18 protein-coding genes, 1 tRNA gene and 1 pseudogene are annotated in these 24,406 nt (G+C 60.9%); 12 read left to right on the top strand and 8 right to left on the bottom strand.

Annotation, left to right across the window (positions count from 1 at the left end; all coding sequences use genetic code 11):
* Window positions 1-198 precede the first annotated feature (198 nt).
* Window positions 199-1,362 carry a M20 aminoacylase family protein gene (locus HNQ71_RS27010; RefSeq protein ID WP_184876111.1) on the top strand — a complete coding sequence of 388 codons (1,164 nt, stop codon included), beginning with the start codon at window positions 199-201 and terminating at the stop codon, window positions 1,360-1,362.
* A gap of 85 nt (window positions 1,363-1,447) precedes the next feature.
* Window positions 1,448-1,524, top strand: a tRNA-Arg gene (locus HNQ71_RS27005).
* Between the two features lie 170 nt (window positions 1,525-1,694).
* Here the strand turns inward: HNQ71_RS27005 and HNQ71_RS27000 are convergent.
* Together HNQ71_RS27000 and HNQ71_RS26995 are read right to left on the bottom strand one after the other, a co-directional pair.
* Window positions 1,695-1,903: pseudogene (locus HNQ71_RS27000) on the bottom strand (adenylate/guanylate cyclase domain-containing protein); the annotation flags it as partial.
* Between the two features lie 2 nt (window positions 1,904-1,905).
* Window positions 1,906-3,768 (bottom strand): adenylate/guanylate cyclase domain-containing protein, encoded by a 1,863-nt coding sequence (locus HNQ71_RS26995; RefSeq protein ID WP_246462158.1) that lies wholly within the window; start codon window positions 3,766-3,768, stop codon window positions 1,906-1,908.
* A gap of 689 nt (window positions 3,769-4,457) precedes the next feature.
* On the opposite strand from HNQ71_RS26995, the gene HNQ71_RS26990 reads away from it, so the two are divergent.
* From HNQ71_RS26990 to HNQ71_RS26960, 7 genes are all read left to right on the top strand, one after another.
* A complete protein-coding gene (locus HNQ71_RS26990) occupies window positions 4,458-5,525 on the top strand; it encodes a cyclic nucleotide-gated potassium channel (protein WP_184876107.1) in 1,068 nt (355 codons plus the stop codon).
* A 225-nt stretch (window positions 5,526-5,750) separates the two neighbouring features.
* Window positions 5,751-6,638: a metal-dependent phosphohydrolase gene (locus tag HNQ71_RS26985; RefSeq protein WP_184876105.1), complete on the top strand. Its 888-nt coding sequence runs from the start codon at window positions 5,751-5,753 to the stop codon at window positions 6,636-6,638.
* Between the two features lie 583 nt (window positions 6,639-7,221).
* Complete coding sequence (locus HNQ71_RS26980; RefSeq protein WP_184876103.1) at window positions 7,222-7,521, top strand: hypothetical protein; 300 nt, start codon at window positions 7,222-7,224, stop codon at window positions 7,519-7,521.
* A 99-nt stretch (window positions 7,522-7,620) separates the two neighbouring features.
* Window positions 7,621-7,878 carry a YMGG-like glycine zipper-containing protein gene (locus tag HNQ71_RS26975; RefSeq protein ID WP_184876101.1) on the top strand — a complete coding sequence of 86 codons (258 nt, stop codon included), beginning with the start codon at window positions 7,621-7,623 and terminating at the stop codon, window positions 7,876-7,878.
* Between the two features lie 333 nt (window positions 7,879-8,211).
* The gene (locus tag HNQ71_RS26970) at window positions 8,212-8,709 is read left to right on the top strand and encodes a DUF1269 domain-containing protein (RefSeq protein WP_184876099.1); all 498 of its coding nucleotides are present in this window, start codon (window positions 8,212-8,214) and stop codon (window positions 8,707-8,709) included.
* 902 nt (window positions 8,710-9,611) lie between these two features.
* Window positions 9,612-10,652: an AI-2E family transporter gene (locus HNQ71_RS26965; protein ID WP_184876389.1), complete on the top strand. Its 1,041-nt coding sequence runs from the start codon at window positions 9,612-9,614 to the stop codon at window positions 10,650-10,652.
* 482 nt (window positions 10,653-11,134) lie between these two features.
* Window positions 11,135-12,082 carry a helix-turn-helix domain-containing protein gene (locus HNQ71_RS26960; protein ID WP_246462157.1) on the top strand — a complete coding sequence of 316 codons (948 nt, stop codon included), beginning with the start codon at window positions 11,135-11,137 and terminating at the stop codon, window positions 12,080-12,082.
* Between the two features lie 154 nt (window positions 12,083-12,236).
* Here the strand turns inward: HNQ71_RS26960 and HNQ71_RS26955 are convergent, their stop codons facing one another.
* The 6 genes from HNQ71_RS26955 to HNQ71_RS26930 form a co-directional block, all read right to left on the bottom strand.
* A complete protein-coding gene (locus HNQ71_RS26955) occupies window positions 12,237-12,785 on the bottom strand; it encodes an HdeD family acid-resistance protein (RefSeq protein ID WP_184876097.1) in 549 nt (182 codons plus the stop codon).
* Complete coding sequence (locus tag HNQ71_RS26950; protein ID WP_184876095.1) at window positions 12,782-15,949, bottom strand: efflux RND transporter permease subunit; 3,168 nt, start codon at window positions 15,947-15,949, stop codon at window positions 12,782-12,784. Before HNQ71_RS26950 ends, HNQ71_RS26955 begins: the two co-directional genes overlap by 4 nt.
* Entirely contained in the window at window positions 15,946-17,058 is a 1,113-nt protein-coding gene (locus tag HNQ71_RS26945) for an efflux RND transporter periplasmic adaptor subunit (RefSeq protein ID WP_246462156.1), read from the bottom strand. The genes HNQ71_RS26950 and HNQ71_RS26945 overlap by 4 nt, the downstream gene beginning before the upstream one ends.
* Window positions 17,059-17,150: 92 nt before the next feature.
* Window positions 17,151-17,765, bottom strand: coding sequence for an HdeD family acid-resistance protein (locus tag HNQ71_RS26940; protein ID WP_184876091.1), 615 nt, complete (start codon window positions 17,763-17,765; stop codon window positions 17,151-17,153).
* A gap of 26 nt (window positions 17,766-17,791) precedes the next feature.
* Entirely contained in the window at window positions 17,792-19,030 is a 1,239-nt protein-coding gene (locus HNQ71_RS26935) for an arginine deiminase (protein ID WP_184876385.1), read from the bottom strand.
* Between the two features lie 23 nt (window positions 19,031-19,053).
* Entirely contained in the window at window positions 19,054-20,487 is a 1,434-nt protein-coding gene (locus HNQ71_RS26930; RefSeq protein WP_184876089.1) for a basic amino acid/polyamine antiporter, read from the bottom strand.
* Window positions 20,488-20,791: 304 nt separating this feature from the next.
* Here HNQ71_RS26930 and HNQ71_RS26925 point away from each other — a divergent pair, with 304 nt between their 5' ends.
* From HNQ71_RS26925 to HNQ71_RS26915, 3 genes are all read left to right on the top strand, one after another.
* Complete coding sequence (locus HNQ71_RS26925; RefSeq protein WP_184876087.1) at window positions 20,792-22,222, top strand: basic amino acid/polyamine antiporter; 1,431 nt, start codon at window positions 20,792-20,794, stop codon at window positions 22,220-22,222.
* Between the two features lie 304 nt (window positions 22,223-22,526).
* Window positions 22,527-23,366, top strand: coding sequence for a formate/nitrite transporter family protein (locus tag HNQ71_RS26920; RefSeq protein WP_184876085.1), 840 nt, complete (start codon window positions 22,527-22,529; stop codon window positions 23,364-23,366).
* A gap of 294 nt (window positions 23,367-23,660) precedes the next feature.
* On the top strand, window positions 23,661-24,272 hold the full coding sequence (locus HNQ71_RS26915) for a sigma-70 family RNA polymerase sigma factor (RefSeq protein ID WP_343068260.1): 612 nt from the start codon (window positions 23,661-23,663) through the stop codon (window positions 24,270-24,272).
* Window positions 24,273-24,406: the final 134 nt, after the last annotated feature.

The raw sequence follows: 24,406 nt of genomic DNA, 5'->3' as shown, positions 1-24,406 counted from the left end.
TCTTGCCGTAGTCGCCCCTGGCTCCGTAAGATTTCGTTACGCGATCGCCAGCACCCTGCAGTCCGACCCTCAAAAACCGGACTGCATCGTTGCGGTGCTATTTACTCTATGTGACGCCAACATGGCAAAGCGCCTGACGATCACAATTGCAAGGCAGCGGAAAACACCCGCCTGTCCCAACAGCGAGATGGAACCATCATGCCAATCCTGAACCGTGCCGCCGAAATGCAGGACGAAGTTGCCGGCTGGCGCCAGCATCTGCACCAGACGCCGGAACTGAACTTCGATGTCTTCAAGACCGCCGCCTTCGTCACCGAGAAGCTGAAGGCCTTCGGTTGCGACGACGTGGTGACCGGCCTCGGCAAGACCGGCGTGGTTGGCATTATCCGTGGCCGCCAGGGCGAAGGCCCCACCATTGGCCTGCGCGCCGACATGGATGCGCTGCCGCTCAACGAGATCTCCGGCAAGCCCTATGCTTCGACCATTCCCGGCAAGATGCATGCCTGCGGCCATGACGGCCATACCGCGATGCTTTTGGGTGCCGCGAAATACCTCGCCGAGACGCGCAACTTCACCGGCTCGGTGGCGGTGATCTTCCAGCCGGCCGAGGAAGGCGGCGGCGGCGGCAACGAGATGGTCAAGGATGGCATGATGGATCGTTTCAACATCTCCAAGGTGTTCGGCATGCACAACATGCCCGGCCTGCCTGTCGGGCAGTTCGCCATCCGCCCGGGCCCGATCATGGCGGCGACGGCCGAGTTCACCATCACCGTGCGCGGCAAGGGCGGCCATGCGGCAATGCCGCACGGCACCATCGACCCGATCGTCATCACCAGCCAGTTGGTCGGCGCCTTGCAGACGATCGCCTCGCGCAGCACCGATCCGGTCGAGGCCGTGGTGGTGTCGGTGACCAAGTTCCACGCCGGCGATGCCTACAACATCATCCCCGAGACGGCCGAAATCGCCGGCACCGTGCGCACCTTGCGCAAGGAAATCGCCAAAAAATCCGAAGAGCGCATTCGCGCCATCTGCGACGGGCTGGCGACCGCGTTTGGCGCCAGGATCGAGGTCGACTATCAGGCGAATTACCCCGTGACCTTCAATCACGCGGAAGAAACGGCGTTTGCCAGCGATGTCGCGGCCGGTGTCGCCGGCGACGCCCATGTGCACCGCGGCATCCAGCCGGTGATGGGCGGCGAGGATTTCTCCTACATGCTGGAAGCCCGCCCCGGCGCATTCATCTTCATCGGCAATGGCGACACCGCCGGTCTTCACCACCCGGCCTACGACTTCAACGACGAGGTCATCCCGCACGGCATGAGCTATTGGGTGAAACTGGCGGAGACGGCACTCGCCGCCTGATGCCTGTCGCGCAAGGGGCTGGCCGAATTGCGTTCGGCCGGCCTCTTGGCGAAACGATCCGAAGCGGCTATGTGTCTGCCCGCGTGGTCCCGTAGCTCAGTAGGATAGAGCGGCAGATTCCTAATCTGTAGGTCACAGGTTCGATTCCTGTCGGGATCACCACTCAGTCACAGCTAATATCGCGCTGTCGTTAGGCGATCGGTTTCAGCAGATCCTTGTAGCGCGGATGGCTGCGGATGGGATCGAAACCCGAACGTTCTTGAACCATGATTTCATGTGGTCCCCTACCAGCCGCAAATAGGGCTCCAGCAGGTCGATGGCACGGTCGGCCGCGCCACTGCGTTCACCACGCTCGGGAACTCGACCAGCATGCCGTCGCCCGTGAGCTTGACGATGCGGCCCTGGTGTTCGGCGATCTTGCCGTCGGCCATCTCGAGCCGATGCGTCTTGAGCGCCGACAGCGTACCGGCTTCGTCAGTTCCATCAGCCTGGAATAGCCGACCACGTCGGCGGCCAATATTGCGGTCAGGCGTCGTTCCATTGCTAACTCGCAAGCTCCAGCACCGTCTGCCAGCGCGGAAGGCTGTGCAGCGGATCAAAATCCGAGTCTTGCAGAACCCACGCTTTCATCTCGTGGTTGGCGCGCGGCATCACCCTTTCGAGCATGTCGAACGCCCGGTCGAAATCACCGAGGAAGCAGTGGAAGCAGGCAAGGTTGTATTGGGTCAGGACATCGTCGGGGTCGATCGCGAAAGCGCGCGCGGCCCACTCCTTCGCCCGATCGAACTCGCCAAGTCCGGCGAGCGCGTTGGCGCCGAGGTAGGCAGGCCGGGGATTTTCCGGATTCCTTGCAAACTCGCGCTCGGCTCGTTCAACACCCCTGCGAGCCGTCTCCCTTTGTTCCTCATGCCGCCCCAACGTGCGATAGATCTGAATCAGCAGAAGCAGGGATTGGTAGTCGTTGGGGTCTATCTCGGCGGCGCGCTCCCAGTGGACGGCGGCCTTTTCGAGCTTTCCCCGCGCATAACAGCTGCGGGCGTAGAAATAGTGGGTTTCGAACAGGTTGGGATTGCCCGCGATCGCCTGCTCGAATTCTCGATCCGCTTCGTCGTACCGCTGGCCGATCGAGAGGGCCAGTCCGCGCGAGGCATGCGCTTCGGCCAGTCCGCTTTCGATCTCGAGCGCCTTGGCGGCGTTGGCCAGTATGCCGTCGAGCGACACCTCCTCGCTGTAGTCGAGGAACAGGAAGGAGTCGCAATCGGCGCTGCCGGCATAGGCGCGCGCATAGAGCGGGTCGAGCTCGATCGCCATCGTGAACATCCGTCTGGCGAGCCGGTAGTTCAGCTTTGTGCCGCGGTGGAAAAACTCACGGCCTCTCAGATAGTAGGTGTAAGCCTCGACATTCTCGGTCGGCGACGCCTCGATCGCCTTCTTTTCTTCCGGCAGCAGCCTGACCTTGAGCTGGTCGACGATCGTTTTTGTGATCTCGTCCTGAATCGCGAAGATGTCCGTCAGGTCGCGGTCGTAACGATCGGCCCACAGATGCGTGCTGTCCTTGCCGTCGATCAGCTGCGCGGTGATGCGCACGCGCTGGCCGGCCTTGCGGACGCTGCCTTCAAGCACCGTTGCGACATTGAAGCGCCGGCTGACCTCCTGCACGTCGACGGACTTGCCCTTGTAGGTGAACACCGAATTGCGGGCGATCACCGACAGGCCGGAGATCTTCGACAGGTCGGTGATGATGTCCTCGGTGATGCCGTCGGAGAAATATTCCTGCTCCGGGTCGCCGCTCATGTTGTTGAACGGCAGCACTGCAATCGATGGTTTTTCCTTCGCCGGCGCTGGCTTGGGCGACGCCGCGCCATTCGTCACGAGCGGCGGCGGAGCGCCGGCGAAGAGGTCGACATTGTAGACTCGAACCGGCCGGTCGATGTTCTTCAGCGTCTGCTCGCCTGTGTCCTCGAAGGAGAGATCGAGCCGGTTGCCGACATTGTCACGGACCGAGCCGGACACCGCGACGCCGGCGGGCTTGGCGATGCTTTCGATGCGCGCCGCGATGTTGACGCCGTCGCCATAGATGTCGTTGTCCTCGAAGATGATGTCACCGAGATGGACGCCGATGCGGAATTCGATGCGGCGCTCCTCCGGCACGTCGACATTGCGCTCGTGCATCCGACGCTGGATGTCGGCGGCGCACGCCACTGCGTTCACCACGCTCGGGAACTCGACCAGCATGCCGTCGCCCGTGAGCTTGACGATGCGGCCCTGGTGTTCGGCGATCTTGCCGTCGGCCATCTCGCGCCGATGCGTCTTGAGCGCCGACAGTGTGCCGGCTTCGTCAAGCCCCATCAGCCTGGAATAGCCGACCACGTCGGCGGCCAATATTGCGGTCAGGCGTCGTTCCATACTCGATTGCCCCGCTTCCATCGGAAGCATACCTTAGCAGTTTCCCCACGTCGCAAGCAGCTTTTCGTCGACCAGAGGAAGAATACCGGCGTTCGCACAAGGGCAACTGGCAAACCACTGCTCGAATGTCCGTTCATGCCGCGATCCGCGCCTATCGCGATCAATGCCTTCGAAGCAAAGCCTTGTTGCGAGCGAATTCGCTGCTTTCCTGTTTTCAGGGAATTCAGCCGGAGACCGGTTAGCGCGAGACTGCCGCCTTCACCACTCAGTCACGGCAAAACTGGACTATGCTAGGTAGCTCGAAATTGGTTGACATATCGGTAGGATAGGCTGGGGCGTCTCTGACCAGTCCGGCTGGTCGCCCAGCCGGTCTCTGTTTCTCCCGAGTGATCGCGACCCGTCTCTGTGACCCGTTTTCCGTGACCTATTGTTTTCAATAGCGATGCAGTGACGACTGACTTGGACTATCGACTATGAGTATTTCTCGCCGGACCTTCGCGGAACCTATTGCAATTGTCCGGATCGGGTCATTCTCGTCGGTTGTGGCCTGTCTGTTCACGTCCGGTCACGAAGCAATCCCGGACATCTGGGTTCACCGCTGGTGACCCACATCGCAACGCCAGCAAGCACCTTTGCGCTTGCCTTGAAGGCATTCTATTCTGGAGGGAGAAGCGGCTCGTGGGCATAGAATGTCGGTACTGCCTTTCTTAAGAATATACGCGCCGCTCAACGCGGTTCTGGCTGCGCCTGGGCTTTTGGCGGTGGCTGCGCTCACGATACCGGTCATGTCCGGACGAAGCAGACTGGCTCTGGCTGTCGTGCTCACAGTCATTTGGGGCGCCTATCTCCTGCAACTGGCCGCGACGCTGCTCAAGCGCCGGGCGGGAGACGTTCGGGACAGGACGCCGGCAATCGCCATTGATGTGCTCGCGGTTTTGGTTCCACTCGCCGCATTTCTGCTTGTCGGCACGCCCGACCGGAGCCTCTACTGTGCTGTCTGGCTGCTGAAACCGCTGCGCGACTCGACTTTCTTCCCGGTGCTGGGCAGGGTCCTGGCCAACGAAGCGCGCAACCTGATCGGCGTCACCACCCTCTTCGGCGTCGTTCTGTTCGCTGTCGCGCTCGCCGCCTATGTCATCGAGCGCGACATCCAACCGGAAAAGTTCGGCAGCATCCCCCAGGCAATGTGGTGGGCGGTGGTCACCCTGTCCACTACCGGCTATGGCGACGAAATTCCGCAGAGCTTCGCCGGCCGCGTCCTTGCCGGAATGGTCATGATGAGTGGCATCGGCATCTTCGGGCTCTGGGCCGGCATTCTTGCCACCGGCTTCTATCAAGAAGTCCGTCGCGGGGATTTCCTCCGTAATTGGCAATTGGTCGCCACCGTGCCGTTGTTTCAGAAGCTCGGCCCGGCGGTGCTGGTCGAGATCGTGCGCGCGTTGAGACCTCGCATGGTGCCGGCGGGCGCCGTGATCTGCCGCATTGGCGAGCCCGGTGATCGGATGTTCTTTGTCGTTGAGGGGCGCGTCAGCGTCGCGACGCCGAACCCGGTAGAGCTTGGCCCTGGTGCCTTCTTCGGCGAGATGGCGCTGATCACTGGCGAACCGCGTTCGGCTACCGTGAGCGCTGCAACGGTGGTCTCGCTCCTTTCGCTGCACGCGGTGGATTTCCAGATGCTGTGCAGCAGCAGCCCGGAGATCGCGGAAATCATCCGCAAGACCGCGCTCGAGCGGCGCGGCGCGGCACCCATGGCTTGACCGTACCAGGTGTGCAGTCCCGGACTGTAAGGGTGTGTCGTCGATCTGTGCAGATAGCACCGACAGCGGCCACGGTTTCGTTGGTGGCGAGGGCGACCGCAGCAACATTCGGTAGTCGCCGCTGCCTCGGTGGCCTTGGTCTTAAGATAATATCTGGGAACTGTGCTACGATGGCCGCCGCGCGGCGCGACTTGTCATGCTTCAAAGCGGTCAGGAACGATTGTCATGCTCAATCCAATCTCCATCATGGCCGACCGGCTCGGCGACTATTTGTCAGAACTCTATCTCCAGTATTTCTCGCATCGCAATCCGGAATATGCGAGCTACATAGGCGGAGCGGCCCGCCTTGTCCTGGAGCGCATCGGCAATTCGAACGCCCTCTACCACAACATTGAGCACACGCTGATGGTTACGCTCGCTGGCCAGCAGATCATCCGCGGCCGGCTGCTTTCGGAATCCCTGACCCCCGATGACTGGCTGCATTATACCTGCGCGTTGCTTGTCCACGACATCGGCATGGTCCACGGCGTGTGCCAGGGCGACACCGAGGACAGCTTCGTCATTAACGAGGCCGGCGACTTCTTTACGCCACCGCGCGGCGCATCCGACGCGGTGCTTGCGCCCTATCATATCGAGCGCGCCAAAATCTATGCGCGCCAACGTTTTGCTTCCTCGAAGTTCGTCAATGAGGAGCGCATTGTCGCGGCGATCGAGATGACGCGCTTTCCGGTGCCGAACGATCCGGCCTACCAGGTCACCAACACCGAGCCGGCGCTGGTCAGGGCCGCAGACCTGATCGGCCAGCTCGCTGACCCCTTCTACCACCGCAAGCTGCCGGCGCTGTTTGCCGAGTTCTCTGAGATCGGGATGGTGGAAAAGCTCGGCTGCAAGACCGCCGCCGATCTCGGCGCGATCTTCACCGATTTCTTCACGCTGCAGGTCGAGCCCTATATTGGCGACGCGATCCGCTATCTGGAGCTGACGACGGAAGGCAAGCAGTGGATCGCCAACCTCCACAGCAACCTCTTCCAGTCCGGGCATCGCCCGGCCAGGATCGGCCCGTTCCCCGGCGTGTTGCAGCCGACCTCGGCGAGCCTTTCGGTGGTAACTTAAGAGCCCGATTGTTTCCTCTTTTGCGCCGGTGCCAAGCCGGCAGAGGTTGCAATCGCAAGGCATGCAGCGAACCAGCGATGGGTCGACGGGGAGTGGGTGTCGCCGTCTCCTGACCGCAACTCGACAATCGCCTCCCTCGCTTTGCACACGCTGGCAGATCGCCGGCAAAGTCTGTGCATTCAGAGCTGGAGCTGGCACCTCGTCGGATGACCGTAGCGCATCCCTGACAGTCGATCGTTCGAGCTGTGGAAGCTTCTCGCCCTGAAGTTCCGGCCGCACCCTCCAGCCCGGATCGACACCATCCATATTCGGCAACTCATGCGCGATGCCCTCATGAAGGGCAGTGAGCTGTTGCCGCCCCCCAAAGAGAGACGTAGGGCTCAACCACGGGATTCTCAGCTAATTTCTTCGCGCGCCCGTTCGGATAAGGTGTGCAGCAACTCGACCATCGTCCTCATCATGACTGCGAAAATCCCGATGGGGGATCAGAAAATATGGCGCGGCCTGAAGACGTCGCTCGTCCGCCAGAATCGGCATTGTGGGGTTCTATGGTGGAGCTCTCTAAATTCCTGGATGCGTAGCCATGCCGGCGGTCGCAAGCATGGTCATAGAGTTCGTCTGCGGCGCTGCGAGCGGAATTGCGCTCGGCCGCTGGGTGCCTAGTTTCAGCCTCGGCAGGACGGCCGACGGCATAATCGGCGGCATTGGCGGTCTGCTTTTTGTATGGCCCTCCGCCCGTATTGCAGGTGTCGGGCCTCTCGTCGGCCACCACGCCGATGGCCTGACGCCGACTATGGTGATCGGAGCCGGAATAGCAGGGCTGCTCGGAGGTCTTGTCCTGATTATGCTGGCCGGGTTCGTTGGGGCACTCATGAAAGGCTGACAGCTGCGAATGAAGAAGATGGCCCTAACGCACTACGCTTTCCGCCTCACCCGGGTGCGCCACCGCTGAAGATTGCCAGGTAGCTACGAGGAGACCACTATGAGGAAATTGGCTCTTGCGCTTGCAGTCGCCTCAGGTTTGGCAGGCTGCACCAACGCGGAAAAAGGCGCCGTTATCGGAGGGGTTGGCGGCGCCGCGCTCGGAACAGCAGCTGGCGGTAACGACGTACGAAATGCGGTCGTTGGCGGTGCAATCGGGGCCGTCGCGGGTACCTTGATCGGAGCGGCGGCCGACCGCCGCGGATATTGTCGATACCGGGATCGGCACGGGCGAATCTTCGAGGCGCCATGCAGGTGATCGCGTTTCGTATCTTGCTCCGCCGTAACGCTCGCGGGGCGCGAACGACGCATGACCCGTTTGGCCCAGGAGAACAGGTCAGGAAACCCACTTCCAATGCCGCTTCATGCAGACCTCTGGATACGGCTGCGTACCATTGAGATGAAGTAACTGCCTGCGGTGATCCGGCGCAAGTCGAAGCCGTTCCGTCGTCTTGGGCTGCAATCAAAAAGGGACGGACCGCAAAGGCCTGGGATTCCCGGCTAATTTCTTCGCTGTGGTAGAGACCTAAAATGGCATCCCGCAATCTCGTGAGCGCATCTCGATCCCATCGAAATTCGCAGTGGAGGCCCCATGTCCGACCTGGTCGTCATAGTCTACCCCTCCGAAGCCAAGGCTGAAGAGGTGCGCCAGCGCCTGTTTGCATTGCAGAAGGAATACCTCATCAACATCGGTGATGCCGTGATTGCAACCAGGACTGAAGCCGGCAATGTAAAGCTCAGCCAGATCATGAACACCACCGTCACCGGTGCTGTGTCCGGTAGCTTCTGGGGGTTGCTCATCGGTGTCATTTTCCTCAATCCCGTCGTCGGTGTGGCGATTGGCGCCGCTTCCGGCGCGCTTGGCGGCGCACTGACCGACGTCGGAATAAACGATGCTTTCATGAAAGATCTGTCGGCCACCTTGCAGCCGGGAAATGCTGCATTGTTCGTGCTGGTTCACGGAATGACCGCCGATAAGGTGCTGAGCGCAATCAAGGGATTTGGTGGCGTCGTGCTCAAGACATCGCTGGACGAGACGAAGGAGCAGATCCTTCGTGAGGCGCTTAGTCAGGCGTCCGAAGCCGCATAAATCAGGTTCAACGCCGCCCAGGAATCGCGTGAGCCGATCGCCTAGCAACGTGGACAGAACGATGGGTGCATTCGAGACTGCTGTCGTACTCGCTATAGAGGTCATCTGTGGTGCAGCGGCCGGCCTCGGCCTGGGGCGATGGACGGGTCTTGGTCTGGGCGCAAAAGCCGATGCCTTGACTGGTGCGGTCGGCGGACTGGCTCTGACCTGGCTGGCCGGACAACTGCCAGGCGTTGCACGTGTTGTCGGAAAGGTGGAAGGCGCGGTCGACGCCACGGCTCAAGGCGTTGGCGTCCTTACCCCGGCAATCCTTGTCGGGGTTGGCATTGCAGGATTGCTAGGCGGCCTCGTCCTTACCGCGTGCATTGCCTTTGCAGTAGGCGGAGCCAGGCGTCGAGGGCGATCCGAAGGAGAAGTGAGGTGAAGCAGGTGCAATGCCTGTTTGCCCGCCCGAGCACGTGCTTGCTTGTCGCCGCATTGTTGCCGGCATGCACTGTCGCCGTCGATCATCCTCGTCCTGTTCCCCCACGACCCCAGGCCTGCACCTTCCAGCATGCACCCGTTTGCGGTCGACGCGGCGAAAGGCTGCAGACATTTGGCAACGCGTGCATGGCTCGCGCCCAAGGATTCCAGGTGGTGAGCAATGGCCAGTGTCGCATATCGCGGCCGACCCAGCCGATCGCCTGTACTCGACAGTTTGCTCCGGTTTGTGCGAGCAGGAGTGGGCGCCTGCGCACCTTCTCCAACGCTTGCCTGGCCCGTGCGGATGGTTTTCGGCCAGTCCATGCCGGCCGCTGCCGTTGAGGCTTCCGGCAGGAATTTGAGCTTGCCTTCTTTCTCGACCGTGAACGCTTCCGTTCCGGAGATTGCGACCGTTGCGCTCGATCGACGACAAGGCAGAAATGAAAGACACGACCGGTTGCGGGGCGATCCATCCTGTTGCAACCGGCATTCTCGTCCTCGCATTGTTGTATTTCGCCAAGTCAATCTTTATGCCAGTTGCATTCTCATTGTTCGTTCTCGCGCTGGTCTTGCCCGTTCAAATGGCTTTGCAAAGTCGGATTGCGAAGCTGGCGGCGATGCTGATCACACTGTTGCTCACGGTTGCAGTGATCATAATCGTAGGATCCGCCGTCGTCTGGGGACTGGGCGAACTGTCGCAATGGCTGTTCTATAATACTGGCCGGCTTCAGGCGACATACACGCACTGGGCGGTCTGGCTGGAGAGCCATGGCATCGCAATCGTTGGTCCGCTTGAAGAGCATTTCAATCTGACCTGGCTGATCAGCTTGACACAAGGCTTTCTCAATCGGCTGAACAGCATGGCCGGCTTTGCCATATTGACCTTCATCTTTGTCATGCTTGGCCTGCTCGAAGCCGACGATTTCCAGCGTCGTCTTCGCCTGAGTTCGGCTCAACCTCAAGGCGAGATGCTCTTGCAAATCGGCCGCGAAATTGGCGCCAAGGTCCGCCGTTTCATGGTGGTGCGCAGCATCGCGTGCGTGCTGACGGGCTTGGTCGTGTGGGGGTTTGCCTTGGCTGCCGGGCTCGAACTCGCAAGCGCTTGGGCGGCGATCGCTTTTGCGCTGAACTATATTCCGTTCGTCGGACCGCTGGTGGCTACAATCTTTCCGACCTTGTTCGCCGTCGCGCAGTCCGGGTCGTGGCAACTGGCCCTGATTGTGTTCCTCGGCCTGAACATCATTCAGTTCGTTATCGGCAGCTATCTGGAGCCATTCCTGACCGGCGCATCGCTGGCCATCTCGCCTTTTGCCGTGATGTTTGCCATCTTCTTCTGGAGCTTTCTATGGGGTCTGCCCGGGGCTTTCATCGGCGTCCCAATTCTGATTGTTGTAGTCACATATTGCATGCACCAACACTCGACACACTGGATTGCTGCGCTGCTGTCCGGAGGTCCTGTCGAAAGATTTGGTGCTTCTTAGCTGTATTAACTATGCTTCATGGCCAAGCGGGGGCGTCGAAATCCAACGACCTTGTAAAACGGGAAAAATCGGTTTAAATTGGCATTGTGCGGGCAGATATTCTTGTCATTGAAAGATATCTCTGATGGGAGTGCTCTTGCTAACAGTCGCCGGCTGCGCGAAGACGAGTGTACATAACGCATCTCTAATGCATCTTTGCTTTCGGCGTGCCGACGTTGTGGACTGGTTGTTGAAGACCCTGAGCGGGAAATCTAGCCCCGTCAGGGCTTGCGCCCGTTAGGAGTCCGATTGTGACCGCTAACGCAGCGAGGGCCCTTCCTGTCCACTTCGCCGAACCGTCGCCTCAAGCAACAGCGGTCGCCCCCAAGAATGATCTGCGTCCGGTTGTCCCGGAACCCGTTCCGGTTCCCTGCTTTGAATTCTCGACTCGGGAGTTGCCTCCGAGGGACCAGTTTGCGGCATGGCGCCAGAACTTCGCGACTATGCTCGACTTTGTCGAGCCGAGCGATACTGCGGCGGGTTTCGCCGGCACGCAGCTTCTCTGGGATCTAGGCGATCTTGCCTTGGCTCAGATCAGCACCAATGGCTTGGATTTTTCCAGCCTGGCGGGTCACATTCGCCGAGACCCCATCGATCATTGGTTGGTGACCCTTATCCGGGACGGCAAATCGCAAACGACCACTCCATCCAGGTCTTTCGACGCGGAGGCCGGATCGGTGCAAGTGCATTCGCTTGGCCGGGTCTTCGAGGGCAGCGTTACAGACAGCGAAATGCTGTTGCTCTTCGTACCCCGCGACTTCTGCCGCGACATGGGGTGGGGTCTCGACATGGCCGAGTTCACCGTGCTCGGTGGAGGCATGGGGACGCTGCTTGCCGACTATCTGGCCAGCCTCGCCCAGAGGCTTCCTACGATTAATGTTGGCGATCTTCCTGGCTTGCTCGGTGCGACCAGAGCGATGCTACAGGGTTGCATCGCGCCATGCTCTGACCATCTCGCCGAAGCCCATGATCCGATTTCCGCCACCTTGCTCGAGCGCGCCCGTCGATTCGTGCAACTTCATCTGTTTGAACCGGATCTCGGCGCCGAGCGTCTGACACGCGGACTCGGGATATCGCGTTCACGTCTCTACCGACTTTTCGAGGCTTCCGGAGGGATCGTGCACTACATCCAGCATCGGCGGCTCCTGGCGGCCCATGCAGCGCTCGCTGATCCGAATGACCGCCGTCGAATTCTCGACATTGCTGACGAACACGGCTTCTGTGATGGCGCTGAATTCAGCCGGGCTTTTAGACGCGAGTTCGGATACTGCCCAAGCGAAGTGAGAGCTGGTGTCAAGAACGGACCATCGAACTGGCATATACACGAGGTGCAGACCGCTGCCCCGTCCGAGCGTCTGAGCCAGTTGCTTCTTCGGCTCCAGGCGCAATGACCGGCATGGGTCGATATCGCTGATATCGGGCAACCCCGATCCAATCCCATCAAGCAGTGCGAACACCATCTGTATTGACGGACCGATCCGCGGCTCCGCAACGCAGCACAGCGCAGCGATCAAACAAATCGGCGAGCCCGGCCGCCGTGAGAATTCACGCTGTCTTGGCCGCAGCTACCCAGCCGTTTGTCAGCCAGGCAATGCCATGCGAAATGAGGTCGATACCCAGCAAGAATCCAAGCACCCAAAGGCCGGTCGTGGGCCATCCAGTCAGGATAACAAGTCCGGCCAGAAATCCGAATGTTCCGGACAGAACCATCGCCCAGCCGACGTCGCTCCAGTGCCTGACGCCGACAAAGAGGCGCATGATACCCGAGGCCACAAGCAGCAGTCCGAGGACGTAGGTCAGGACAAGGGCGCCTGACACAGGCTGCCTCACCACCATGGCACCAAAAACAATATACAGGATGCCGAGGAGGAATTGCCATATGAAGCCGCCCCATCCCTTGATCCAGAAGGCGTGCATCATCTCGAACGCACCCACGACGATGGCCGTAACACCAATGACAATGGCGCTGATCACGGTAGCCAGCGCCGCGTCACCCAAGACGAATATGCCCCCGACAATCAGCACGAGGCCAAGGAGAAGACGTACCGATGTGGGTGGCAAAGTCGACGCGGTTCCATTCTCATAAGCAGTCATGGCTTCCTCCTCGATTGCTGGACTCCCTCATTGGTGTCGATCCCTGCCTTCGTCCGGACAGGGGCCCATTCCGCAATATGCTGGATCGCCGCGAATAGGGCCGGGATGATGAAAAGGCCGATCGTCGTTGCGGCAAGCATGCCGCCAAAGATTGTGACGCCCACCGCCTGGCGCGCGCCGGCTCCGGCGCCGGTGGACACCGCCAGTGGAATAATGCCCAGAATGAAAGAGAGAGCAGTCATCATCACGGCACGGAAGCGCTGCTCGGCGCCAAGTTTTGCCGCTTCGGCGATCGGTTGCCCCTCCTCGCGGCGTTCCTTGGCGAATTCGACGATCAGGATGGCGTTCTTCGATGCCAGCCCGATGAGCAGCACGATGGCGATCTGCACATAAAGACTGTTTTGCAGTCCGAAAAGCATGAGCGCCCCAGTGGCGCCGAACAAGGCGGCTCCAAGGGACAGAATTACGGCGATTGGAAGCATCCAGCTTTCGTACTGCGCTACCAAGAACAGATAGGCGAACAGGAAGGCCAGTCCGAAGATCATGGTCTCCTGTCCGGCGCTGCGCCGTTCCTGGAACGACAGGCCGGACCACTCGTAGCCATAGCCGGCCGGCAGCGCCTCGGCCGCGACGCGTTCGATGGCATCCATCGCCGCTCCGGAACTGCCGCCTGGCGCGACTTGGCCGTTGATCTGTGCCGCTACCGAGAGGTTGTAGCGGGAGATGACGAAGGGCGCGAGCACCGTGCTGGTCGATACCACCGCCCTGAGCGGCACCATCGCGCCCGTCCGGCTGCGAACATGGAGATTGAGGATATCCTCGGCGTCCCCGCGATGCTCGGCGTCAGCCTGCAGGTTGACCTGGAAGACTCGCCCCTGCAGCGTGAAATCGTTCACGTAACGCGACCCGAAGCTGGCGCCGATCGTCGAATAGATGTCGGACACGCTCACTCCAAGCGCTTCGGCGCGGGTCCGGTCGACATCGACATAAATCTGCGGCACGTCGGCGCTGAAGGTAGTCGCCACACCGCCGATTTCCGGCGCCTGGTTGATCGCCGTAACGAATGCACGTACCACCGCCGCGATCTCTTCTGGCGGCTGGCCCTGCAAAGCCTGGAGGCGCAGATCGAGGCCACCGACCGCCCCGATGCCGGAAATGGCCGGTGGCGAAAAGACTGCAACATTGGCGCCCGGAATGGTCGAGAATTGTGCGCGCAATCTTGCGAGGATGGCGTCCAGCCGCAGATCCGGCGTGTTGCGCTGATCCCAAGGGTCCAGCGCCGCAACCACCATCGCTCCGTTGGGAGATTGTGTCCCCTGCACGATGCTGAAGCCTGCGACCGAAATGACGTTTTCGACGCCTTTCGTTGCCGACAGAGTCCGTTGAACCTCGCCGACAATCGCCCGCGTGCGATCGAGCGAGGCGGCGTTGGGAAGCTGGATATCGACAAACAGGGCACCCTGGTCCTCGTCCGGGAGGAAGGTGGAGGGGAGACCGCTGAACAGCAGGTACGCGCCCAGGAAGCAGGCGGCGAGTGCGGCGAGAGGTATGATCCACAGGCGCACCAGGAAACCGACCAGCCGACCATAGCCGACACGCGTCGCGTTCATGAAGCGGGCGAACCAGCCAAGCGGACCGCGCCGGTATCCGATCTGGCCGCGCCTCAGCAGGATCGCGCTGAGTGCTGGGCTGAGCGTGAGGCCGACTACGGACGAGATAACCAGCGCCGCCGACAAGGTGACCGCGAACTGACGATAGAGCTGACCGCTTATGCCGGATAGGAAAGCTGTCGGGATCACCACGGCGAGGAGGACGAGCGTGGTGGAAATGATCGGACCCGTGATCTGTCCCATCGCCTTGCGGGCGGCCGCCGCCGTTTCGACCGCGGGGTCTTCCTCCATGACATGCTTGACGTTCTCGACGACAAGGATGGCGTCGTCGGCGACCAGTCCGATCGCCAGCACCAGGGCTAGCAGCGAGATCGAGTTTATCGAATATCCGAACGCCAGCAGGATGGCGATGGCGCCCAGCATTGCGACGGGCATGGCCAGCGCCGAGACCAGGGTGGCGCGCCAGTCCTGCAAGAACAGGTAGGTGACGACGAGAACGATCAGGAAAGCCTCGCCGAGGATCCGCACGATGAGCGAGAGGCTCGTACGGACGAACCGTGTCGCGTCGTAGACGACCTGGTATTGGAGGCCGGGCGGAAACGTGGGCGCAAGACGCTGTAGCTCGGCGAGCACGGCGTTGGCGGTCTGGATCGCGTTGGCTCCCGGCGCCTGGTTTATCTGAAGCATCGCCGTGTCGTGCCCGGCGAAGCTCGCGCTCGATGAATAATTGCGCGCGCCGAGTTCGATGCGGGCGATGTCGTGCAACCGCACGATCGCTCCGGCCCCGCCGGTGCGCACGACGATGGCCCCGAATTCATCCGTGCTCATGAGGCGGCCGCGGGCCACGAGCGTATATTGCAGCTCGGTGCCTTCCCGCGCCGGTGGAGCCCCGGCCTGGCCAAGCGAGGCCTGGATGTTCTGCCGCTGAATGGCGGTGGCCACATCATCGGCAGTTATGCCGAGCGCATCCATGCGTGCCGGATCCATCCATATGCGCATCGAGTATTCGGACGCGCCGACGACGGAAGCCTCACCGACACCGGTGACACGCGAGAGCGCATCGGCGATCGTTGTCGAGGTGAAATTGGTGATCTGCAGCACGTCGAGCTTGTTGTCCGGAGAATAGAAGGCGATGCCGAGCACGAAATCGGGCGATCTCGACCGCACGGACACGCCTTGCTGGGTGACCGCGGCCGGCAATTGAGAAATCGCCAGTTGCGCCCTGTTCTGCACATTGACCTGCGCAATGTCTGGATCTGTGCCGACTTCAAACGTCACGGACAGCGAATATTGCCCGGCGTTCGAACTTGTCGACGACATGTACATCATGTTGGGGACGCCATTGATGGCCGTCTCCAGAGGCCCGCCGACGACATCGGCTATTACTTCCGCGCTCGCGCCGGGATAGATGGCCGAGACGCTGACGGTGGGCGGCGTGATCTCTGGATATTGCTGCACCGGCAGCGAAAAAATGGCGATCGCGCCTGCAATCGAAATGACGATTGACAAGACGATCGCCAGCCTGGTCCGGGTGATGAAGAGATCGGAGATCATTGGCCATCGCCAACGGGCTGGCCTTGGCTCGGCTGAACCGTCATGCCTTCGACAAGACGCTGGATTCCCTGGACGACGACCTGCTCGCCGCCGCTGAGGCCAATGGTGACCGCCCAGCCATTGTCGACGCGTGCGCCCGTGTCGATGCGCCGTTGCGAGACGGTGTTGCTCTTGCCGAGCAGATAGACGAAGCGCCCCTCGCGATCCTGCAGCACCGCTGTCTGAGGTACTACCGGCAAGCGGGGCGCGTCCTTCTCCCGCACGTACAGGGTGACGAACTGTCCCGGCAGAAGGATATGGCGAGGATTGGGGAAAACTGCGCGGGCCGCGACCGTGCCAGTCTGCGGGTCGATCTCGTTCTCGATAAATTCGATTCGACCAGGCGTGTCGTAGTCCGTCCCGTTGGCAAGACGCAGCGAAAGTTTCAACATGCTCGGATCGACGTTGCTGCCGCTCGCCTCCTGCTGCCGGATCGTCACAAGCAAGCCTTCGGTCACGGCGAAAGCCACGCGGACCGTGTCCAGGCCGACTATGCGTGCCAGCGCACCGGAATCCGAACCGACCAGATTGCCGGTCGTGAAGGTCGCGCGGCCGATGTTGCCGGAGATCGGGGCCGTGATACGAGCATAGGACAGGTTGAGTTCGGCGGTAGTCAGGGACGCCTGAGCAACCTGCACGTCCGCGGCAGCGACATCGAATGCCGCCTGGACCTCGTCTAGCGCGGCCTGTGAGATCGTTCTTCGGGCGAACAGATCCCGGTTGCGCGCCAGGCTCCGTTCGGCCGATATTCGTGTTGCCTCGGCACGCGCCACCTGCGCCCGTGCCGACGCGACCAGGGCATTGAGTTGATCCGGCTCGATCTCGAACAGTGTTTCCCCAGCCTTTACCGCTTGTCCACCGTTGAAATCGACGGAGTGCAGAAAGCCTGTGACACGCGCCCGGATGTCGACTGCCTCTATCGCTTCCACGCGACCGGTAAACTGCACGGGAGTGCTGACCTGCTGAACCTCGATCTTCTCGACGACGACAGCGGGCGGCGGCGCCTGCCTTCCGCCAGGCTGCTGGGCGAATGAAATCGAACTGATGAAAGGTGGTTCGGCGCCGCCCAAGCAAGCAGCCATCAAGCATGCCCAGGAAGCGCGGCTGATCCACCGCCGCCTCGCGACCGGACGATGTCGCTCCGATGCCTCGCACGGCGCCTTCATGACCTGGCTCTACGCATCGTCAGGGCAATGGCAATGTAGGCGCCGCCAGCGACAAGGAGGGAAATGCCAGCGATCGTACCTGGTGTGTAAATGCTGGTATAGGGCAACTTCAACGCGAGCGTAGCACTAGCGGCAAGGGCGACCAGGCCCGATACTCCGAACCACTGCCAACCATCTTGATCGCGCACCCGGAACGCGAGGGCGACTTGCAGGATGCCCTGAACCAGAAATACCAAGGCGATCAGAAGAGTGATCGCGAGCGCGCCCTTGAAGGGATTGAAGTATATTAGAATGCCGCCGACCAACTCGACCGCGCCGGTGAGCTCTTGCCAGATGAATCCGCTCCACTCCTTGACTCGCAGGGATTGAACCATCTTCACGATGCCCGCCAGCGAAAGGACGATTCCAAGGACAACGCTTGCCGCGAATCTGGAAACCACGGGCAGCGCGACGGCCAGCACTCCAGCCGACGCCAGGCCGATGCCCAACGCCAAAAACCAACCCCATTTGGAACGCAGGGAGGCCGCTTGATGCTGGTGATCGGTTCCGCTCGTGGATGCGCCGCTCATCGTCGATTGCCTAACCAGAATTGCTGCATGAGCGGCACCCATCTCTGATCTCCGGGAACGCTCTCTTGTCAGTAATCCACCCGATCACGGATTATCGGACAGGTCATGCAGTGGCCGCCGCCACGACCGCGGCCTAGTTCCGCGCCGATGATGGTAATGACCTCTATGCCCTCCTTTCGCAGCAGCGTGTTTGTGTAGGTGTTGCGGTCATAGGCGTACACGACGCCCGGCGATGCACAGACCAGATTTGCGCCACTATCCCATTGGGTGCGCTCGCGGACGTAGGCGTTGCCGCCGGTCTCGACAACACGCATCTTTTTGAGGCCGAGCGAGTCGCGCACCGTCTCGACGAAGGTGCCGTTGTCCTTGTGCAGTTCGACGCCGCCCTTGCCGTCCGGCCGGTAGGAGAACGCCTCGATGCCATTGACGATATCGGGGTAGAGGAGCACGCAGTCGCGGTCGGCGAAGGTGAACACCGTGTCGAGATGCATCGCCGCGCGCAGCTTCGGCATCGCCGCGACGATGACGCGCTCCGCCGCGCCCTTCTCGAACAGCGTCGCCGCGAGCTGGCTGATGGCCTGACGCGAGGTGCGCTCGCTCATCCCGATCAGAACATTCCCCTTACCGATCGGCATGACGTCGCCGCCCTCGAGCGTGGCGAGGCCCCAATCCTTGGTTGGGTCGCCCCACCACACGTTCACCTTGCCGGCGAAGTCGGGATGGAACTTGTAGATCGAGGTGGTGAGGATGGTCTCCTCATGCCGCGCCGGCCAGTAGAGCGGGTTCTGCGTGACGCCGCCATAGATCCAGCAGGTGGTGTCGCGGGTGTAGAGCGTGTTCGGCAGCGGCGGCAGTAGATACTCGTTCACCCCGGCCGCGTCACGGATCAGCTCGAGCTGTTCGCCGCCGATGGATTCGGGGAATTCATGGGTCGAGAGGCCGCCGATCAGCGTCTCAGCCAGATCACGGTTGGAGAGCCCCTCCAGATAGGAGCGCACCTCGTCGACGAGGCCGAGGCCGATCTGGTTCGGCACCACCTGGTTGTCGAGGATCCATTTCTTCGCTTCGGGGACGGCGACGGTTTCGGCGAGGAGGTTATGCATCTCCACCACCTCGATGCCGCGGTCGCGCATTTTGGTCATGAAGTCGAAATGGTCGCGCTTGGCATTGTCGACCCACAGCACGTCATCGAACAGCAGTTCGTCGCAGTTGGTGGGCGTCAGCCGCTGATGGGCGCGGCCGGGCGCGCAGACCATGACCTTGCGAAGCTGCCCGACTTCGGAATGCACGCCGAATTTCGTTTCCATCGCCATGGCTTGTGCCTTTCTCGTCAAGGTGTAATGGCGCCGGTCAACAGGCCGACGAAACCGGCGAGTCCAGCGACCAGTGTGACGGCGAAGATGATGAGTTCGACCGATGTGAAGAACCGCGCGTTCTGTTCGCGCCGCGCCCAGAGGTAGAGGACGGTTCCCGGCACGAAGAGCACCGCCACCAGCAGTACGTATTTCAAGCCGGCGGCCACAAACATGATGAGCGTGTAGACGACGGCGATCCAGGCGAATAACTGGTCGCGCCCGCGCTCGCCCGGCGAGGTCTCGTACCCCTCGCCGCGGCGTGCGATCAGCATGCCATAGCCCGCGACCAGCAGGTAGGGCAGCAGCGCCGTCACGCTTGTCATGTCGAGCATGACGTTGAAGGCGTCACGCGACCAGAAGGTTGAGATGATGAATAGCGAGACGACGATATTGGTCAGCCAAAGCGCGTTGGCGGGAACCCGGTTGCCGTTCTGCGCCGCGAAAAGCTTCGGCATGTCCTGCGACTTCGCCGCGGCGAACAGCACCTCGGCGCAGATCAGCGACCAGGCGAGATAGGCGCCGAGCACTGACACCAGCACGCCGATGGAAATGAACACCGCGCCCCAATGTCCCACGACCAGTTCGAGCGCGCCGGCGAGCGAGGGCTGCTGGACTCCGGCGATGGCCGAACGGGGGGCCGTGGCGTACGGCAGAAGGGTGATGGCCACCATCAGGCCGGTGACGCCGACAAAACCCAGAATGGTCGCGGTGCCGACATCCGAACGCTTCTGGGCGAAGCGCGAATACACGCTCGCCCCCTCGATGCCGAGGAAGACGAAAACGGTGATCAGCATGGTGTCGCGCACCTGCGCCACCAGGGTCTTTTCCGGCATGCCCACGCCGCCGAGGAAGTTCTCGGAGAATTGCGTGTAGTTGAACGCGAACGCCATGGCGAGGATCGCCACGATGATCGGTACGATCTTGGCGACCGTCACGACGCTATTGATGAAGGTGGCCTGCTCGACGCCGCGCAGGATCATGAAATGGAAGGCCCAGATGCCAACCAGCGAGACGATGATCGCGGTCGCGGTGCTGCCATCCCCAAAAATCTCCGGGAAGAAGCGCCCGAGCGTCGATCCGATCAGCACCCAGTAGAAGACGTTTCCGAGGCAGCTTCCGAGCCAATAACCGAATGCCGAGAGGAAGCCCATATAGTCGCCGAAGCCGGCCTTGGCATAGGCGAAGATGCCGGAATCGATATCGGGTTTCTTCTCGGCCAGCGCCTGGAACACCCGGGCCAGCATGTACATGCCGGTTCCGGCTATCATCCAGGCGATGATGGCGCCGAACGGGCCTGTCGCGGTGGCAAACCTGCCGGGCAGATTGAAGATGCCGGCCCCGATCATCGATCCGACAACCATTGCGATCAAGGCGAACAAGGACAGCTTCTGCTCGGACTTACTTGCCACGTGCCTCTCCCGAGTGATCGGAAATCATCTGTCCGTGAGCCAACAAGCGGGCCGGAATTTCTGTACAAACCAAACCCTATGCTTTTGGCGTGGTCGTGAAATTAGCTGAGAGTCTCATTCCTGTGCATCGCGTCTCTATTTCGGAGCCTCGACGCAATACACCGCCGCAGTGGAGTTACATCTGCTGGACTTGTGACTTTCTCCGATGCAGCATCGCGTGAGCGACCGGTGCAGCGACCTGGACCGGCTTAGCAATTCGGACGGATTTCGCTTGTGCAATTGACGACCGGCTCGAGACGCGGCCATGGCATCCCAGACCTCGCAGAAGCTTTCGCTCGCGGCGCTAACGGCGATGGTGGTCGGATCAATGATCGGCGCCGGCATATTTTCGCTGCCTCGCACCTTCGGCAACGCCACTGGACCGGTCGGCGCAATCATCGCCTGGTGTATCGCCGGGACCGGGATGTATACGTTGGCCCGCGTCTTTCAGGCGCTCGCGGAGCGCAAGCCCGAACTCGATGCCGGCATCTTTACCTACGCAAAAGCCGGCTTCGGTGACTACGCTGGTTTCCTTTCCGCGTTTGGCTATTGGTTGGTTGCCTGCATTGCCGACGTCTCATATTGGGTTCTGATCAAGTCGACGCTCGGCGCGTTCTTCCCAGTTTTTGGCAATGGTGACACGGTCCCGGCAGTGGTGGTCTCGTCGATCGCACTCTGGCTGTTCCACTTCACGATCCTGCGCGGGATCAAGGAAGCTGCCGTCATCAACACCGTCGTTACGGTCGCAAAAGTTATTCCCATTCTTACCTTCATTTTCATTCTGGCCGGAACGTTCAAGGCGAACATCTTCGTCGGCAACCTATGGGGTGGCGAGCTGGCATCGCGAAGCGGTCTCTTTGAGCAAATCCGAGCGACCATGCTGGTCACAATCTTTGTGTTCATTGGGATTGAGGGAGCAAGCGTCTATTCTCGCTACGCAAAGGAACGCTCCGATGTCGGCAGGGCGACGATCGTCGGCTTCGTCGCCGTTTTGTTCCTGCTGGTGCTGGTGACGCTTCTGCCGTATGCCGTACTTACACAGGCGGAAATCGCTGGAATGAGGCAGCCATCCATGGCTTCCATTCTCGAGGCCGTCGTCGGTACTTGGGGCGCGGTTTTCGTCAGCGTAGGGCTGATTGTTTCTGTGCTAGGCGCTTATCTCGCCTGGTCGTTGATCTGTGTCGAGGTGCTGTTCGCGGCCGCAAAGTGCGGCGACATGCCAAGGATCTTTGCGCGTGAAAATGGCAACAAAGTCCCAGCCGCCGCGCTGTGGCTGACCAATATCGTCATTCAAGCCTTCGTCATAAGCACGCTTTTCTCACAAGATGCGTTCGCGCTCATGGTGAAGCTGAGCAGTGCCATGGTGTTAATTCCTTACCTGCTCGTGGCTGGATACGGCTTCCTTCTCGCTTTACGCAGAGAGACTTACGGAACCCAACCGGCACAGCGATCCCGCGACTTGATCGTGGCTGGCATTGCCACATTGTATGTTGCGTTCATGATCTACGCAGGCGGTCTGAAGTTTCTCTTGCTGTCATCTATTCTCTACGCACCCGGTACGCTGCTCTATGTTCAGGTCAGACGGGAACAGAACAAGCAAGTGTTGGTCGGCGCGGAATGGATAGCGTTGGCAGCTGCGGCAATTGGTTGCCTCGTTGGCATCTACGGAATTGCCGGGGGCGACATCGTTATCTAGCTGAGCGAGCGCTTCAGTTCCTTGGCCGACAAGACATACCAAGGAATGTCTGGCCCAAATCAAGGGCGTAATCCGGTTACCCTCCGTAGAATGTCGCCGCGAAGTGCCGTCGGCTATTCATCCCTGAAGTGACAATCAGCCTGCCAACCTGTCCTGGTTGGCAACGCATGGGAGACGTCATGGGTATCGCAGCGCGCTTTCTGGCCACGATGGCAGTTTCGATCCCTTCAGCCAAACCGCCGTTGCCGCGCCTTGCGGTTCTGAAATGCGGAACCAACCTGCTCGGCCCAGAAGGATCGCGATCATGAACGACAGCCTCTCGCCGCCCGAAATCGTGCGGGCAATGGTGGATCTCGGCGCCGCTAAAGCCGCTCACAGCGTTCCTGATCTTTTGATCCGCGGCATGCTTTCCGGGGCGCTCCTCGCCTTCGCGACAAGTATGGCCCTGGAGGGTGCGCTTCAGACAAATGTGGCGCTCGTCGGCGCACTCATCTTCCCGGTGGGATTTGCCATCATCATCATCCTTGGCCTCGAGCTCCTGACCGGGAATTTTGGCCTGGTACCCCTGGCCGTCCTGGCTCACCGCACGACGGTCGGCAAGATGTTGGCCAATTGGTTCTGGGTTTTCGTCGGCAACATGGTCGGTTCGCTCGTCTTTGCCGGACTGTTCTATGTCGTCCTGACCGATGTCGGCAATGTTGGGGCGAGTGCGCTCGGAGATCATCTGCGTGCGCTCGCCGAAGCGAAGACGATCGCCTATGAGCCGTATGGATACGACGGACTGGTGACCGTCTTCGTCAAGGCCATGCTCTGCAACTGGATGGTCTGCCTCGGCGTCGTCATGGGGATGAGTTCGAAGTCCACCCTCGGCAGGATCGTGGGATGCTGGTTGCCCATATTCGCCTTCTTCGCGCTCGGATTCGAGCACTGCGTCGTCAACATGTTCGTCATTCCCATGGGGATGATGCTCGGGGCCAAGATCAGCTTCGCAGACTGGTGGTACTGGAACCAGATACCCGTGACCTTGGGCAACATTGCCGGCGGATTCCTCTTCACCGGACTTCCTCTCTATTGGACCTACGTAAAGGGCGGTGCAGACGTGCCTGCCCCTGCGGCGAGGATGTCACTCGGCCCGGCCGAGTGATGGGCCAACATTCCGGCGAACACATCTTCTTCCTCAGCATTGGGCCGCTCACATTGCTTCGCGAAAGAATGTAGTCGTTTCGAAAAGAAGGACTCAGTCGGGTCCGCCATGGTGGCGCCGACGGCACCCCAGCCGAACAGCTTCGAGTGGACACGGCTAGAGCCAGGAAAGGCATCGGCACATGCCTGAGAGACCAGATATGCAGTCCCGAACCAGGGGATGGCTGTGGCTGTCTGGTTCGTGGCCGACCGAGTTAAGTCCGGATCACAAGTTGCCGCCATTGCGCATCGCCTGATGACCACGAACATGACACAACTCGAACTTCCACCCGATGTTTCGCCGCAGCCGAGTTTTCGCTCGGCTGACACTTCGTCTTTGGCAAGCGGCGCGGCGGCCGAGATCACTGACGAACGCAGGCGAGCGATCGTCGCGGAGATTCCACGGCTTCGTGGTTATGCGCGCGCGCTGTTGCGGGACCGCGATGCTGCCGACGACCTTGTGCAGGACAGCCTCGAACGGGCGCTGTCGAGGATGGCGAACTGGACGGACGGCGATACGCCACGCCGCTGGCTGCTCACGATCATGCACAATCTGTTCGTCGACCAGTTGCGGCGCGCCAAACGCCATGCCCAGGCGGTGACCACGATCTCAGAGACGATCGATGCGATCGCGAAGTCGCCACAGACCGACAGGCTCGTATTCGTGGACATATTCTCGGCACTTCAGCAGATCAATCCCGAACGACGCGCAGCACTCGTGCTTGTCGCGGTCGAAGGCCTCTCCTATGCCGATGCCAGGATGACGCTGGGCATTCCCGTGGGGACGCTGACGTCGAGGATCGCCAGGGGCAGAGAGGAGCTGCGATCGATCCTCGAAGGTGTCTCGCGGCCAGGGCAACCGGGGTGAGCAAAGAATGAACCGTCGCCGTTTTCAACGATGAACGAAGGCACCCGCCGTCCACACCGGCGCGGCGTCACGGGGTCATATCCGGCGAACAGCGGAGGGTCGAGAACTGCTGGAGCGAGCCGGGCGGGATCGAT

It is taken from the genome of Mesorhizobium sangaii (genome assembly GCF_014207355.1).
In the GTDB taxonomy this organism is placed as follows: Bacteria; Pseudomonadota; Alphaproteobacteria; order Rhizobiales; family Rhizobiaceae; genus Mesorhizobium; species Mesorhizobium sangaii.
This window is presented reverse-complemented; position numbering and strand designations above follow the sequence as displayed.

Coding starts and splice junctions, on each gene's coding strand:
- HNQ71_RS27010 (WP_184876111.1), top strand. CDS start 199: ATGCCAATCCTGAACCGTGCCGCCGAAATGCAGGACGAAGTTGCCGGC.
- HNQ71_RS26995 (WP_246462158.1), bottom strand. CDS start 3,768: ATGGAACGACGCCTGACCGCAATATTGGCCGCCGACGTGGTCGGCTAT.
- HNQ71_RS26990 (WP_184876107.1), top strand. CDS start 4,458: ATGTCGGTACTGCCTTTCTTAAGAATATACGCGCCGCTCAACGCGGTT.
- HNQ71_RS26985 (WP_184876105.1), top strand. CDS start 5,751: ATGCTCAATCCAATCTCCATCATGGCCGACCGGCTCGGCGACTATTTG.
- HNQ71_RS26980 (WP_184876103.1), top strand. CDS start 7,222: ATGCCGGCGGTCGCAAGCATGGTCATAGAGTTCGTCTGCGGCGCTGCG.
- HNQ71_RS26975 (WP_184876101.1), top strand. CDS start 7,621: ATGAGGAAATTGGCTCTTGCGCTTGCAGTCGCCTCAGGTTTGGCAGGC.
- HNQ71_RS26970 (WP_184876099.1), top strand. CDS start 8,212: ATGTCCGACCTGGTCGTCATAGTCTACCCCTCCGAAGCCAAGGCTGAA.
- HNQ71_RS26965 (WP_184876389.1), top strand. CDS start 9,612: ATGAAAGACACGACCGGTTGCGGGGCGATCCATCCTGTTGCAACCGGC.
- HNQ71_RS26960 (WP_246462157.1), top strand. CDS start 11,135: ATGCTCGACTTTGTCGAGCCGAGCGATACTGCGGCGGGTTTCGCCGGC.
- HNQ71_RS26955 (WP_184876097.1), bottom strand. CDS start 12,785: ATGACTGCTTATGAGAATGGAACCGCGTCGACTTTGCCACCCACATCG.
- HNQ71_RS26950 (WP_184876095.1), bottom strand. CDS start 15,949: ATGATCTCCGATCTCTTCATCACCCGGACCAGGCTGGCGATCGTCTTG.
- HNQ71_RS26940 (WP_184876091.1), bottom strand. CDS start 17,765: ATGGGTGCCGCTCATGCAGCAATTCTGGTTAGGCAATCGACGATGAGC.
- HNQ71_RS26935 (WP_184876385.1), bottom strand. CDS start 19,030: ATGGAAACGAAATTCGGCGTGCATTCCGAAGTCGGGCAGCTTCGCAAG.
- HNQ71_RS26925 (WP_184876087.1), top strand. CDS start 20,792: ATGGCATCCCAGACCTCGCAGAAGCTTTCGCTCGCGGCGCTAACGGCG.
- HNQ71_RS26920 (WP_184876085.1), top strand. CDS start 22,527: ATGAACGACAGCCTCTCGCCGCCCGAAATCGTGCGGGCAATGGTGGAT.
- HNQ71_RS26915 (WP_343068260.1), top strand. CDS start 23,661: ATGACCACGAACATGACACAACTCGAACTTCCACCCGATGTTTCGCCG.